The 12,374-nt window shown below is 68.3% G+C and carries 11 protein-coding genes; 2 read left to right on the plus strand and 9 right to left on the minus strand.

Annotated elements, in window-relative coordinates; genetic code table 11:
• Positions 1–71: 71 nt before the first annotated feature.
• From ACAW63_RS21080 to ACAW63_RS21110, 7 genes are all read right to left on the minus strand, one after another.
• Complete coding sequence (locus ACAW63_RS21080; protein WP_371228410.1) at positions 72–1,421, minus strand: MFS transporter; 1,350 nt, start codon at positions 1,419–1,421, stop codon at positions 72–74.
• 275 nt (positions 1,422–1,696) lie between these two features.
• Positions 1,697–2,815 (minus strand): sigma-54 interaction domain-containing protein, encoded by a 1,119-nt coding sequence (locus ACAW63_RS21085; RefSeq protein ID WP_371228412.1) that lies wholly within the window; start codon positions 2,813–2,815, stop codon positions 1,697–1,699.
• Positions 2,812–3,996 carry an acyl-CoA dehydrogenase family protein gene (locus ACAW63_RS21090; RefSeq protein WP_371228415.1) on the minus strand — a complete coding sequence of 395 codons (1,185 nt, stop codon included), beginning with the start codon at positions 3,994–3,996 and terminating at the stop codon, positions 2,812–2,814. Before ACAW63_RS21090 ends, ACAW63_RS21085 begins: the two co-directional genes overlap by 4 nt.
• 64 nt (positions 3,997–4,060) lie before the next feature.
• Complete coding sequence (ssuD, locus tag ACAW63_RS21095; protein ID WP_371228417.1) at positions 4,061–5,206, minus strand: FMNH2-dependent alkanesulfonate monooxygenase; 1,146 nt, start codon at positions 5,204–5,206, stop codon at positions 4,061–4,063.
• A 10-nt stretch (positions 5,207–5,216) separates the two neighbouring features.
• Positions 5,217–5,774: an FMN reductase gene (gene msuE, locus ACAW63_RS21100; protein ID WP_371228420.1), complete on the minus strand. Its 558-nt coding sequence runs from the start codon at positions 5,772–5,774 to the stop codon at positions 5,217–5,219.
• A 168-nt stretch (positions 5,775–5,942) separates the two neighbouring features.
• Positions 5,943–7,070, minus strand: coding sequence for a saccharopine dehydrogenase family protein (locus tag ACAW63_RS21105; protein ID WP_371228423.1), 1,128 nt, complete (start codon positions 7,068–7,070; stop codon positions 5,943–5,945).
• Positions 7,071–7,191: 121 nt separating this feature from the next.
• Positions 7,192–8,319, minus strand: a complete 1,128-nt coding sequence (locus ACAW63_RS21110; protein ID WP_371228426.1) for an ATP-NAD kinase family protein — start codon at positions 8,317–8,319, stop codon at positions 7,192–7,194.
• 226 nt (positions 8,320–8,545) lie between these two features.
• Between ACAW63_RS21110 and ACAW63_RS21115 the strand changes: the two genes are divergently transcribed.
• The gene (locus ACAW63_RS21115) at positions 8,546–8,713 is read left to right on the plus strand and encodes a PA1571 family protein (protein ID WP_275611464.1); all 168 of its coding nucleotides are present in this window, start codon (positions 8,546–8,548) and stop codon (positions 8,711–8,713) included.
• 19 nt (positions 8,714–8,732) lie between these two features.
• Here the strand turns inward: ACAW63_RS21115 and pdxB are convergent, their stop codons facing one another.
• Positions 8,733–9,881 carry a 4-phosphoerythronate dehydrogenase PdxB gene (pdxB, locus tag ACAW63_RS21120; protein ID WP_371228429.1) on the minus strand — a complete coding sequence of 383 codons (1,149 nt, stop codon included), beginning with the start codon at positions 9,879–9,881 and terminating at the stop codon, positions 8,733–8,735.
• 146 nt (positions 9,882–10,027) lie between these two features.
• On the opposite strand from pdxB, the gene ACAW63_RS21125 reads away from it, so the two are divergent.
• A complete protein-coding gene (locus tag ACAW63_RS21125) occupies positions 10,028–11,443 on the plus strand; it encodes an MATE family efflux transporter (RefSeq protein ID WP_371228432.1) in 1,416 nt (471 codons plus the stop codon).
• Between the two features lie 3 nt (positions 11,444–11,446).
• Here the strand turns inward: ACAW63_RS21125 and rhtA are convergent, their stop codons facing one another.
• Positions 11,447–12,331 (minus strand): threonine/homoserine exporter RhtA, encoded by an 885-nt coding sequence (gene rhtA / locus ACAW63_RS21130; protein WP_371228435.1) that lies wholly within the window; start codon positions 12,329–12,331, stop codon positions 11,447–11,449.
• Positions 12,332–12,374: the final 43 nt, after the last annotated feature.

The following is a 12,374-nucleotide window of genomic DNA, read 5'->3' on the forward strand; positions in this document are numbered from 1 at the left end:
GTCTATGCGAGCGGCGCGGCGTTGGGACGGGGCGGAGATGAATGGCAACACACTCATGCCGCCCCACCCCATCAAGTGGCGTCGGCGTGGCTGACCAGGCCCTTGATCACCACCGCGGCGGTGGCGATGGCGGCCGGGACGATCAGCGCGGTCAGCACCTGTTCGAAGTTCCAGCCCAGGCCCAGCAGGGTCGCACCGATCCAGGCGCCAAGGATGGCACCGAAGCGGCCGATACCCAGCATCCAGGACACCCCGGTGGCGCGCCCCTGGGTCGGGTAGAAACGTGCCGCCAGCGACGGCATGGCCGACTGCGCGCCGTTCACGCACATGCCGGCGGCCAGTACCAGGGTCGCCAGCAGCGTGACGGTGCCCAGGCTCTGCCCCACGCAATAGGCGAACACACCGGCCAGGCAGTAGAAGATGCCGATGACCTTGTGCGGATTGAAGCGGTCCATGGCCCAGCCCACCGCCACCGAACTGAGCACCCCGCCGAGCTGGAACAGCGCGCCGATGAAGGCCGCCTGCTCCATGCTCGCCCCCGCATCACGCATCAGGGTCGGCAGCCAGCTGGTGAGCAGGTAGACGATCACCAGGCCCATGAAGTACGTCAGCCACAGCAGCAGAGTTCCCGCGCTGTAGGTGCCGGAGAAGATCACCTTGAACACGTTGCGGCTCTGCACCGTCTTCTGTTCGGGCACGCTGAAATCACGCGCGGCGACCACCTCGGCCGGCGCGATCGGCGCCAGCACGCGCTTGACCCTGTCCGCCCCGCGGCTGCGCACCACCAGGAAACGCGCCGACTCCGGCAGCCACACCAGCAGCACCAGCGCCAGAACCAGCGGCAGCACGCCGCCGAGCAGCAGCAGGCTGTGCCAGCCGTAGGCCGGGATCAGCTTGGCGGAGACGAAACCGCCCGAGGCCATCCCCAGGTTGAAACCGCAGAACATGCTGGTCACCAGCAGCGACTTGAGGCGTTCGGGGGTGTATTCGGAAAGCAGCGTGGTCGCGTTGGGCATCGCCGCGCCCAGGCCGATGCCGGTCAGCAGACGCAGCGCCATCAACTGTTCGAGGTTGGTGCTGTAGGCCGAGATCAGGCTGAACAGGCCGAAGAGGAACACCGCCACCACCAGTACGCCCTTGCGTCCGAAGCGGTCGGCCAGCGGGCCGGAGCCCAGGGCGCCGAACACCATGCCGATCAGCGCGGCGCTCATCACCGGGCCGAGGCTGGCGCGGTCGATGCCCCAGTCCTGGGTCAGCGCGGGGGCGATGAAGCCCATGGCGGCGGTGTCGAGGCCGTCGAGGAAGACGATGAGGAAGCACAGCAGCACGATGCGGCACTGGTACAGGGACAGCGGCTGGGCATTGATGAAGGACTGGACGTCGAGGGTGCCGGCAGCAGGCACGTGAGCGGAGCTGGTCATGCGAAGTCTTCCTGCGAAGGGTTCGTCGCAGCAGTGCCGATGTCGTCGAGACTGCCTTGGACGGACAGGAATGAGGCGCCGCCGGAGGACGCACGGACCGGCAACAAGGCAGGCGCTGAAGGCCCGGGCTGACGCTCATTGTTGTTATTGCCCCACCCGGCTGGGCGGGGTGGAGCCAACAGTACGGAGAGTCGCCGGGCGGTTCAATTCGATTACCGCCTATGCGTTCGCTTATCGAACAACTTCAGTCAGTACCGGTTCCGGCAGCCGGCACATCAGATCGACAGGCGCACGACCCGCTCCGGATCGACTGCGCCCGTGCCGCGCCGCTTGTTCACCACCAGCTCGCCGATATCGATCAGCCGCGTGCGCGTGACGTTGCGGCTGAGCCCCAGCAGGCTGGCGGTATGCACCTGGTTGCAGTGGCAGAAGCGATAGGCCGCACGCAGCAGCGCATCCTCCACCCGCGCGTGCAGGTTGCCGCCCTGCTCCTCGAACAGCCGCTGGAAGGCCTGCTGAAGCATCTGCTCGGCGCCGAGCGACTCCAGGCGCGGTTCGTCGCCACGCTCGATGCGCAGGTTGGACAGGTGCAGGTCTTCGGCGCGCACCACGCCGTCGCGGCAGATCAGCAACGTGTGGTGGATGACGTTCTCCAGCTCGCGGATGTTCCCCGGCCAGGAGTAGCTGCGCAGCTTCTGCGCGGCCTCGGCGCTGAGCTGGCTCGGCCCGTAGCCCAGGCGCCGGCTGTATTCGGCGATGAAGTGGCGGGTCAGCGGCAGGATGTCGCCGGGCCGCTCGCGCAGCGGCGACAGCTCCAGGCTGACCACGTTGAGCCGGTAGTACAGGTCCTCGCGGAAGTGCCCGGCGTTGATCGCCTTTTCCAGCTGCACGTTGGTCGCCGCCAGCACCCGCACGTTGATCGGGATGCTCTTGCGCGAGCCCAGGCGCACCACTTCGCGCTCCTGCAATACGCGCAGCAGCTTGACCTGGATCGGCATCGGCAGGTCGCCGATCTCGTCGAGGAACAGGGTGCCGCCGTCGGCTTCCTCGAACCAGCCGGCCTTGGCCGCCAGCGCGCCGGTGAAGGCGCCCTTCTCGTGGCCGAACAGCTCGGCCTCCACCAGGGATTCGGAGAAGGCCCCGCAGTTCACCGCCAAGAACGGCCCACCGCGCCGCGCGCTGAGGTTGTGGATGTGCCGCGCCACCAGTTCCTTGCCGGTACCAGTCTCGCCGATGATCAGCACGCTGGCCTCGCTGGGCGCGACCTGCTGCAGGTGATCCAGCAGCGCCTGGGATTTCGGGTCTTCGAAGACCTGCGCCGTGGCGCGGATGGAGGTGGCCAGCGCGGGCGATTTGGGCAGGGTCAGCAGCCCTTCGGGTGTGGTCGCGTTCATGAGTAGAAGGTCGGTTGCGGCAGTTGCTGGTTCAGCGCCCAGTCGCCCAACTCGCGGACCTTGTAGTCCACCGGGTCGTGCAGGGTCTGGGTGCGCAGGTTGCGCCAGTAGCGGTCGATGCGCAGCGCGGCGTGGGTGGAGCGCGCGCCGGTGACTTCGAACAGGCGGTTGCAGATTTCCAGGCCGTTACGCGTAGCCGCGACCTTGGCGGTGGCGATGGCCACGGCCAGGCGTCCGCGTTCCTCGGCGTCCAGCGCGGCGCCCTTGCTCCAGGCTTCGTCGAGCAACTGCGCGGCGCGGCGCACCAACAGGCGGGTGCTTTCCAGGCCGACCCAGAATTCGCCGTAATGCGCGAGTACGTAGGGGTCCTCGCCGACCGTGGGAACGCTTGCGCGGAACCACGGGCGCGCCTCCTTGAGCGTGTACTGCCGCGCCTCCTCGAACGCGCCTTCGGCGATGCCGAGGAAGACGTGGGTGAAGATCAGCTGGGCGATCAGCGGACGCAGGCAGGCGAAGGGCGTGCTCAGCGGCCCCGGGTCGAGCAGCAGCTCGCTCTCCTCCACCCGCACGCGCTCGAAGGTGGCGCTGCCGCTGTCGGTCTGACGCTGGCCCATGTTGTCCCAGTCATGGGCGAGGCTGATGCCGCTGCGCGCGGTGGGAATGGCGGCGATCAGCAACTTACCGCCCTCGCCGTCCAGCGCCGAGGCGATGAGCATCTGCGAATCCAGCGCGCCGGAGCAGAAGCTCTTGCGCCCGGAGAACTCGCGCCAGCCGGCGAAGGTGCGCGACACGGTGCGGGTGTCCAGCGGGTTCAGCGCGTTGCCCCAGAACCACTGGTTGCGTGCGGTCAGCTCGAACCACGGCTGCCACTGCTCCGGCCGGGAGAACAGGCGCACGGTGGCCAGCATCAGGTGCTGGAAGCCGAACACGTGGGCAATGGAGCTGTCGACCACGGCGAACTGCCGGACGATGTCCAGCGTGGTGCTCCAGTCGGCGCCCAGGCCGCCGTACTCGCCGGGAATGATCAGCGACAGCAGGCCGCTCTGGCGCAGCGCGTCGCGCTCCGCCTTCGGCGTGCCGCCACGAATGTCGCGCTCGGCGGCGGTTTCGGCGAAACCGGCGGCCAGGCGTTGGGCTATCTGCCCGGGTGTCTGTGCGTCGAGCCGCGTCTTGGCGTTCACGCTCGCTTCCTCTTCCTTTCGTTGTGTGGCGCGCCGGACACCGCCGGCGCGTCGTTTGGCCGGCTCAGCCAGCCTTGCGCTCGGGCAGCACGTCGTTGGCGATCATTTCGCCGAAGGGCCCGGTGAGGTTGGTCACGCCGCGCCCGGCAAGGCTGGCGTAGGGCTCGGGTAGCAGCGGGAAGACCAGTTCGGCAAAGCGATATGCCTCTTCCAGGTGCGGGTAGCCGGAGAAGATGAAGCTGTCGATGCCGAGGTCCGCGTACTCCTTGATGCGCTCGGCGACCTGCTGCGGGTCGCCCACCAGCGCGGTGCCGGCGCCGCCGCGCACCAGGCCGACGCCGGCCCAGAGGTTGGGGTAGATCTCCAGCTGGTCACGGCGCCCGCCGTGCAGCGCGGCCATGCGTCGCTGGCCTTCGGAATCGAAGCGGGCGAAGGATTTCTGCGCGTTGGCGATGGTCTCGTCGGAGATGTTGGCGATCAGCTTGTCGGCGGCCTTCCAGGCTTCCTCGGCGGTCTCGCGGACGATCACGTGCAGACGGATGCCGAACTTCACCGTGCGGCCCTGCTTGGCAGCCTTCTCGCGCACGTCGGCGATCTTCTGCGCGACCGCTTGCGGCGGCTCGCCCCAGGTCAGGTAGACATCCACCTGCTCGGCGGCCAGGTCATGGGCCTCGGCCGAAGAGCCGCCGAAGTACAGCGGCGGGTACGGTTTCTGGATCGGCGGATAGAGTGCCTTGGCGTTCTCCACCTGCAGGTGTTTGCCGGCGAAGTCCACCGACTCGCCCTGCAGCACGCGGCGCCAGATACGCAGGAATTCGTCGGTGACTTCGTAGCGTTCGGTATGGCTGAGGTGGATGCCGTCGCCACGGTTTTCATCCGGGTCGCCGCCGGTGACCACGTTGATCAGCAGACGGCCGCCGGACAGGCGATCCAGGGTCGCGGCCATGCGCGCGGACACGGTGGGCGAGATGATCCCCGGACGGATCGCCACCAGGTAGCGCAGGCGTTCGGTGAGCGGCGCCAGGGCCGAGGCGACGACCCAGGAGTCTTCGCAGGAGCGGCCAGTGGGAATCAGCACGCCGTAGTAGCCGAGGGCGTCGGCGGCCTGGGCGATCTGCTTCAAATAAGGCAGCGACACCGGGCGCGCGCCCTCGCTGGTGCCGAGGAAGTGGCCGTCACCGTGGGTGGGCAGGAACCAGAAAACGTTCATCGATGACTCCTCAGGCGGATTTGCGCAGTTGCGGGCGGGCGAACAGCGGCGCGGCGCGTTCGGCGGCCAGTTGGATGCGGGCGCGCAGGGTGTCGCTGGCGATCTGGTAGTTGGCGAAGTCCGCCTCGCTGGCATACACGCCGATGGGCAGCGTGATCGACTGGAAGAAGCTGAACAGCGGGCGCAACTGGTGGTCGAGGACCAGGGCGTGGCGCTCGCTGCCACCGGTGGCGGCGAGCAGCACCGGGGTGTCGACCAGGGCGTTCATGTCCACCAGGTCGAACAGGTGCTTGAGCAGGCCCGGATAGGAGCCGCGATAGACCGGCGAGGCGACGATCAGCAGGTCGGCGGTCTCGATCTCGCGCAGGGTGGCTTCCAGCTCGGCAGAGAGTTCCTGGCGGGACAACGCGGCACCCAGCGGGCGGGCGATGTCGGCCAGCTCGATGAGCCGGGTCTCTACCGGCAGGCGTTCGCCGAGGGCGTCCAGCACGGCCTGGGTGAGCACCAGGGTGCGCGAGGGGCGATAGGTGCCGCCGGAAACGGCGACCACTTTGATGGGGCTGGTCATGGGTTTTCCCTGTTGACTGTTGCGCTAGGTACAGAGACCTTGAGCAAGGGCCGTACCAACAGGGAAATGTGCGATTTCAGGGCAGTTTGACAGGGTCTGGCCGGTACTTGCTGTCAGCCTGGCAACAACACTGCTGATCCGCTGCTGCCAGGGCAACACTTCGCCCCATCAGTGAACGGCGAGCTCGCGCAGGCCATGGGAAATCTTCAGGTCTTCCAGTTCAGCCAGGTATTCCCCGGTGCTGATCAGGCCGATACAGGGGGTCGCCCCGCGCTGCGGCAGGCGTCCGGCGGCCAGCTTGCGCGCCAGCGCCACTGCCGCCATGCAGGGGATGTTCGGGCCATGGTCGTCCTGGGCGAGTATTTCCCAGCACAATGCCAGGGGACGGTCCTCGCCATCGACGCCCAGCAGATGCACGAACATGCCGCTGCGCCCGTCGCCCAGCGGCTCCATGGCCACCGCCATGCGGTGCAGGCTGGAGCCCAGGCCGGCGGGGTTCTTCACCAGGCCGGCGCGCACCAGCCAGGAAAGTCCCCAGGTGCCGAACTGGGTGAGGCGAAGCCCCAGCCCGGCGGAAAAGCGCACGTCCCGCACGCCGGGGTAGCGCTGCGGGAACAGCTCCAGATCCGGCACGTCGCAGTGCGCCAGCCAACGCCGCCCCAGGGGCGCGGGAAAGCGATGGCGAGTCAGCCCCTGCCAGCCATGCACGTTCTGCCAGCGGCCCTGGCGCCACTGGCGCAGCGGCTTGCCGCAATAGCCCAGCACCGCCTCGACCGTGGCATGGCCGGGAATCTTTGCCGAAGAGCTGATGCCGTGGTGGATGCTGTCCAGGCGCTGGAAGCGCGGCAGCAGTTCGTCGATCACCGCCGCGGCCAGGCCGGGAACCGAGCTGGCGCCGCTGCATACCAGCACGCCGGCGCTGCGGGCGGCACGGTCGAGCTGATGGATGTCGCAGACGAAGCGGCGCGCGTCGGCCAGGTCGATGTAATGCGCCCGCGCCCCGATGGCGGCGCGGGCAACGCGGTAATCCTGGCCCTGGAAGGGGCCGGCCGTCGAGATGACCAGGTTGACCTTGAGTTCGAGGAGACGGCCTGCGAGCGTCGGCTGGTTCATGTCCAGGCATACCGCCTCCCCGCCCACTTCGTGCGCCAGCGCGCTGGCGCGCTTCTGGTCGCGCCCGCCGACCAGCACGCGAACCCCGTCGATCCCGCTCAGGCGGCGAACGATCAGGCTGCCAAAGTTGCCATAGCCGCCCAGCACCAGGACGCGAAATGACGATTCAACTGACACAGACATCGATACTCCCTTGCATCCGCCGGCATCACGCCAGCTCCCTGGCCGCAGCCGCAAAGCGTTGAAGTCTAGAACAACGGCGAGAACCTTCACCCTCTCGTCGGCGCTGGGCGCGAAACCGGTCTCAGGCCACGGGGCCCCAGCCCAGCGGATAGAGCAGCTCTTCCTTGTAGCCGGCCCACACCCGCACCGCCGCCGGGAAGCTCGCGTCCAGCGTCGCGTCGCCGCTGTCCACCAGCAGCGGCCGGCCTTCCAGGGTGCCGAGCTTGCGCTTGGTGGCGATCACCCGCAGGCGGTCGATGCCGATGGCGCGCAGCACGCGCGGGCTGATCTGCTGGTTGCCGCGACCGAGGATGTGGCCCTGGCCGCCGATGGCGGTGACCAGCAGGAAGGCCGGATGACCGTCCACCAGCTCGAACAGTTGCGATTCGGTGACGTCACGGGCGATCACCTTGCCGTTCTCGATCACGTCCACGCCCAGCAGCGTGGTCTCCAGGCGCAGGTCGGCGGCCAGCCCGTGCAGGGTCGAGCCCGGCCCGAAGACGTAGCGCACGCCCTCCTCCCAACTGTCCTCCAGCCAGGCGGCGAGATCGGCCAGCACCAGTTCCTCGGTCTCCATGCCGGCCTGCTTTACATGCTGCATGAAGTGCCCTTCCTCGGGCACCGTCAGTTCGGCGTACCAGCGCGCGGCGACTCGGCCATCGCGCAGGGCGGCCTCGTCGAGGTCGCGCACCTCGCCCTGGGTCAGGCGCACCAGCCCACCCTCCACCAGCCGCCGCGCCAACTCCCCGGCGGCACGCGGGCTGATGGCATAAACCCCGGAATGGATCTTCACCCCGGCGGGAATCCCCAGCACCGGCTGGTCCTCGCGTGCCACCTCGGCGACATCGCGCGCGGTGCCGTCGCCACCGGCGAAGAGGATCAGCGCGACGCCGGCGTCCTGCAGCGCCTGCACGGCATGACGGGTATCCGCCGCCGAGCTGCGTTCGCCCTCGATCGCGCCGACCAGCCGATGGGAAAAGCCCATGTCCGCCAGCAGATCGGCACCCATCGGCCCCGGAAAGGTGAGGAACTCCAGGCGCTCGCGCACCGGCAGCAACTGCTCCAGCGCCACCTGCGTGCGCTCCGCCGCCCTAGGCTGCGCGCCGCGCGCCAGGGCCAGTTCGGCCACGCCATCGCTGCCCTTGAGCGCGGTCGGTCCGCCGATACCGGCCAGCGGATTGATGATCAGGCCTATGCGAAAGCCATCCATACTCACCTCGAGTCAAACCACCGGTGCAATGCCGGGCCGACCTTCACTATAACGACAAGCAGCGAACCGGGGTCTTGCAACTGGCACGCAACCTGCGTGACGTGCGAGCGTACGGTCGTCTGCCGCTGTGGGTGACGCTTCTCCGCCGCCGTCCGTGCGGCCTTTGTCACCGACGCTTCATGTGATCTGCCTAGACTGCATTCAAACGTTGTAGAGGAGACTGGTCATGAGCTTGCAACACACCCCCGCCCCCCGCCCGGTGCCCCGGGACCCACAGCAGCCGGTCGGCGGCTCGATCATCGACGCCCAGGGCCGCGAGATCCCGATCACCGAAGACATGATCCAGCGCGCCTGCCGCGAACTGGAAAAAGGCACCGAGCCGCCTCGCCGATGAGTGCGCGGGCAGTCCCGCCCTACTCCCCGACCCGGTTGGCGCCCAGCGCCGTCAGCAGGTTTTCCAGCCGCGGCGCATCGCCCTGGATGTCCACCCACAGCCCGGTGATTTCCCGCCGCGGCGGGTAGTGCTTGCGCAGGGCATCGAATGCCTTGCGCCGCGCCTCGGCATCCCCCACCAGACTGCGCCGGAAGGCCGCGTCATCGCTGCGCGGGTCGTACACCGCACGGCACAGCATGGCCAGCGCCCAGTCCGGGTCGCACTCTTCCGTAAGGCTCAGTTCGGCCAGCCATTGCGCCGGCAGCAGGTCGTCCAGGCTCACTTCCGGCGCGCGCCCGAGCCAGGCGCAGAAGGCCTCGTAGATCTGCGCCGTGCCGCGCAGCTTGCCGTCCAGGCTGTAGCCGGCGATGTGCGGCGTGGCGATGCGGCAGCGCGCGGCCAGTTCGACGTCCACCTGCGGCTCGCCTTCCCACACGTCCAGCGCCACGTCCAGGTCAGCGCCCGCTTCCAGATGCGCGCGCAGTGCGGCGTTGTCGACCACTCCGCCACGGCTGGCGTTGAGCAGCCAGGTGCCGGGACGCAGCGCCTTGAGGCGCTCGGCATCGAGCAGGTGATGCGTCGGGTGTTCGCCATCGCGGGTCATCGGCGTGTGCAGGCTGATCACGTCGCACTCACGCAGCACTTCTTCCAGGCTGCGGAAGTCACCGCCCTCGGCAGCGGCGCGCGGCGGATCGCAGACGCGCACATCCCATCCCAGCCCGCGCAGCACATCGGCCAGACGACCGCCCACCTGGCCGGCGCCAATCACGCCATAACGGCGTTCGGCCAGCTTCGCCCCATGCCCCTCGGCCAGCGCCAGCAGGCTGCCCAGCACCCAGTCCACCACGCCACGGGCATTGCAGCCCGGCGCGCTGGACCAGGCGATGCCAGCCTCGGCGAAATAGTCGAGGTCGAGGTGATCGGTGCCGATGGTGCAGGTGCCGACGAATTTGACCTGGCTGCCTTCGAGCAAGGCGCGGCTGACGTCGGTCACCGAACGCACCAGCAGCACCTCGGCATCGCCCAGGGCGGCGCGGTCGATGCCGCGTCCGGGCAGGCGACGGATTTCACCGTGACCGCCGAAGAAGGCTTCGACCAGGGGAATGTTTTCATCGGCAAGGATACGCATGGACTGACTCCAGAAATCGGCACCGGCTACTTTACCAGCGCGCCCGCGTGCGGTCCCGCAACTTGCAACGATGCTTTCCTGACCAGACTGACAAGTCGTAAACTGGCCGGCTTCCTTCCGCTTTCTTCCGCCAGAAAAGGACCGCCGTGACCAGCATCGCCCAGCCCGTCTCCCGTGGACGGCGCGCCCTCATCGAGTTCAAGGAACTGCTCAGCCTCGCCACGCCGATCATGATCGCCCAGTTGGCCACCACCGCCATGGGCTTCGTCGATGCGGTGATGGCCGGCAGCGTCGGTCCGCGTGACCTCGCGGCAGTGGCGCTGGGCAACTCGATCTGGATTCCGGTGTTCCTGCTGATGACCGGCACCCTGCTCGCCACCACCGCCAAGGTCGCGCAGCGCTACGGCGCCGGCGACCAGCCGGGCACCGGCCCGCTGGTGCGCCAGGCGCTGTGGCTGGCGCTGCTGGTCGGCCCGCTGGCGGCGGCGACCCTGTGGTTCCTCTCCGAGCCGGTGCTGCGGGCGATGAAGGTCGAGGAAGCACTGATCGAGCCCAGCTGCTTCTACCTGCGCGGCATCGCCTGCGGCCTGCCGGCGGTGGCTCTGTACCACGTGCTGCGCTGCTACAGCGATGGCCTGGGGCGCACCCGGCCGAGCATGGTGCTGGGCATCTGCGGGCTGATGCTGAACATTCCGATCAACTGGATGCTGATCTACGGCCACCTCGGCTTCCCGGCCCTGGGCGGCCCCGGCTGCGGCTGGGCCACCGGATCGGTAATGTGGTTCATGCTGCTGGGCATGCTGTTCTGGGTGAACTGGGCAAAGGTCTACAAGCCGAGCCAGTTGTTCGCCCACTGGGAGTTGCCCGACCTCAAGGTGATCGGCAGCCTGGTCGCGGTCGGCCTGCCCATTGGCATCGCGATCTTCGCCGAATCGAGCATCTTCTCGGTGATCGCCCTGCTGATCGGCGAGCTGGGCGAGAAGGTCGTGGCAGGTCACCAGGTGGCGCTGAACTTCAGCGCGCTGGTGTTCATGGTCCCCTACTCGCTGGCCATGGCCGTGACCGTGCGCGTCGGCCAGGCCCTGGGTGCCGGCACGCCACGGGATGCGCGTTTCGCCGCCGGCGTCGGCATGGGCGCCGCGCTCGGCTATGCGTGCATTTCCGCCAGCGGCATGCTGCTGATGCGCGAGCACATCGCCGCGCTCTACACCCAGGACCCTGAAGTGCTGGCGCTGGCCGCCTCGCTGCTGGTGTTCTCCGCGCTGTTCCAGTTCTCCGACGCCGTGCAGGTCACCGCCGCCGGCGCCCTGCGCGGCTACCAGGACACCCGCGCGACCATGATCATGACCCTGTTCGCCTACTGGGGCATCGGCCTGCCGGTGGGCTACAGCCTGGGCCTCGCCCACTGGCTGCAGGAACCCACCGGGCCGCGCGGCCTGTGGGAAGGCCTGATCGTCGGCCTGACCTGCGCGGCGGTGATGCTGTGCATCCGCCTGGCCCGCAGCGCCAAGCGGCAGATTCTCCTGGGCGAGAAGCGCCTTAGCGAACGCCTCTCCAACTGATCCTCAGTCAGCGACCGGCAGCGCCAGCGGCTCCTTGGGACGGCTGCTGAGGGTGGTGCCCACCGAGGCGAAGATGATCGCACCGATGGCCAGCCACTGGTGCGACGTGAGCTGTTCACCCAGGAACACCAGCCCGGAGATTGCGCCGAACGCCGGCTCGATGCTCATCAGGGTGCCGAAGGTGCGCGCCGGCAAGCGTGTCAGGGCGATCATCTCGAGGGTGTAGGGCAATGCGCTGGAGAGCACGGCCACGCCCAGCAGCGCCGGCAGGAGGCTTACATCCAGCAGAGCACTGCCGGCATGGGCGAAACCGATGGGGGCCACGCAGATTGCGGCTATGGTCACCCCAAGCGCCGCGCCCTGGGCACCGAGATCATTGCCGGCACGCTGGCCAAAGATGATGTAGAGCCCCCAGCAGACGCCCGCCGCCAGCGCCAGCAGGGCGCCCTTGGGGTCCACGCCCTGACCCAGGTCCCCAATCGGCAGCAGTACCCAGAGGCCGAATACCGCCATGGCGATCCACAGGAAGTCGATCGGCTTGCGCGAGAAATACAACGCCACCGCCAGCGGCCCGGTGAATTCCAGCGCCACTGCGATCCCCAGCGGCACGGTCTGCAGCGCCATGTAGAACATCAGGTTCATGCCGCCGAGGGTCACGCCGTAGGCGATCAGCGGCACCAGCGACTTGCCGTTGAGCGAAGTGCGCCACGGCCGCAGGATCGCCAGCAGGAGGATCGCGGCGAACAGCAGGCGCATGGCGGTTACGCCCTCGGCGCCCACCAGCGGGAACAGGCTCTTGGCCAGGGAGGCGCCCGACTGGATCGAGGCCATGGAGACGATCAGCAGGAGAACCGGCAGGACAGTGGAGATGAAGCGAGAGCGAGGCATGATGCGGACCTGAACAGGCGTTGCAACGGTAGGGAAATCTTGG

It is taken from the genome of Pseudomonas sp. QE6 (genome assembly GCF_041379005.1).
In the GTDB taxonomy this organism is placed as follows: domain Bacteria; phylum Pseudomonadota; class Gammaproteobacteria; order Pseudomonadales; family Pseudomonadaceae; genus Pseudomonas.

Bases quoted from the DNA above. Each gene is read 5' to 3' on its own strand.
- ssuD (WP_371228417.1), bottom strand. From the start codon at position 5,206: ATGAACGTTTTCTGGTTCCTGCCCACCCACGGTGACGGCCACTTCCTC.
- ACAW63_RS21110 (WP_371228426.1), bottom strand. From the start codon at position 8,319: ATGGATGGCTTTCGCATAGGCCTGATCATCAATCCGCTGGCCGGTATC.
- pdxB (WP_371228429.1), bottom strand. From the start codon at position 9,881: ATGCGTATCCTTGCCGATGAAAACATTCCCCTGGTCGAAGCCTTCTTC.
- ACAW63_RS21085 (WP_371228412.1), bottom strand. From the start codon at position 2,815: ATGAACGCGACCACACCCGAAGGGCTGCTGACCCTGCCCAAATCGCCC.
- rhtA (WP_371228435.1), bottom strand. From the start codon at position 12,331: ATGCCTCGCTCTCGCTTCATCTCCACTGTCCTGCCGGTTCTCCTGCTG.
- ACAW63_RS21105 (WP_371228423.1), bottom strand. From the start codon at position 7,070: ATGTCTGTGTCAGTTGAATCGTCATTTCGCGTCCTGGTGCTGGGCGGC.
- ACAW63_RS21115 (WP_275611464.1), top strand. From the start codon at position 8,546: ATGAGCTTGCAACACACCCCCGCCCCCCGCCCGGTGCCCCGGGACCCA.
- ACAW63_RS21080 (WP_371228410.1), bottom strand. From the start codon at position 1,421: ATGACCAGCTCCGCTCACGTGCCTGCTGCCGGCACCCTCGACGTCCAG.
- msuE (WP_371228420.1), bottom strand. From the start codon at position 5,774: ATGACCAGCCCCATCAAAGTGGTCGCCGTTTCCGGCGGCACCTATCGC.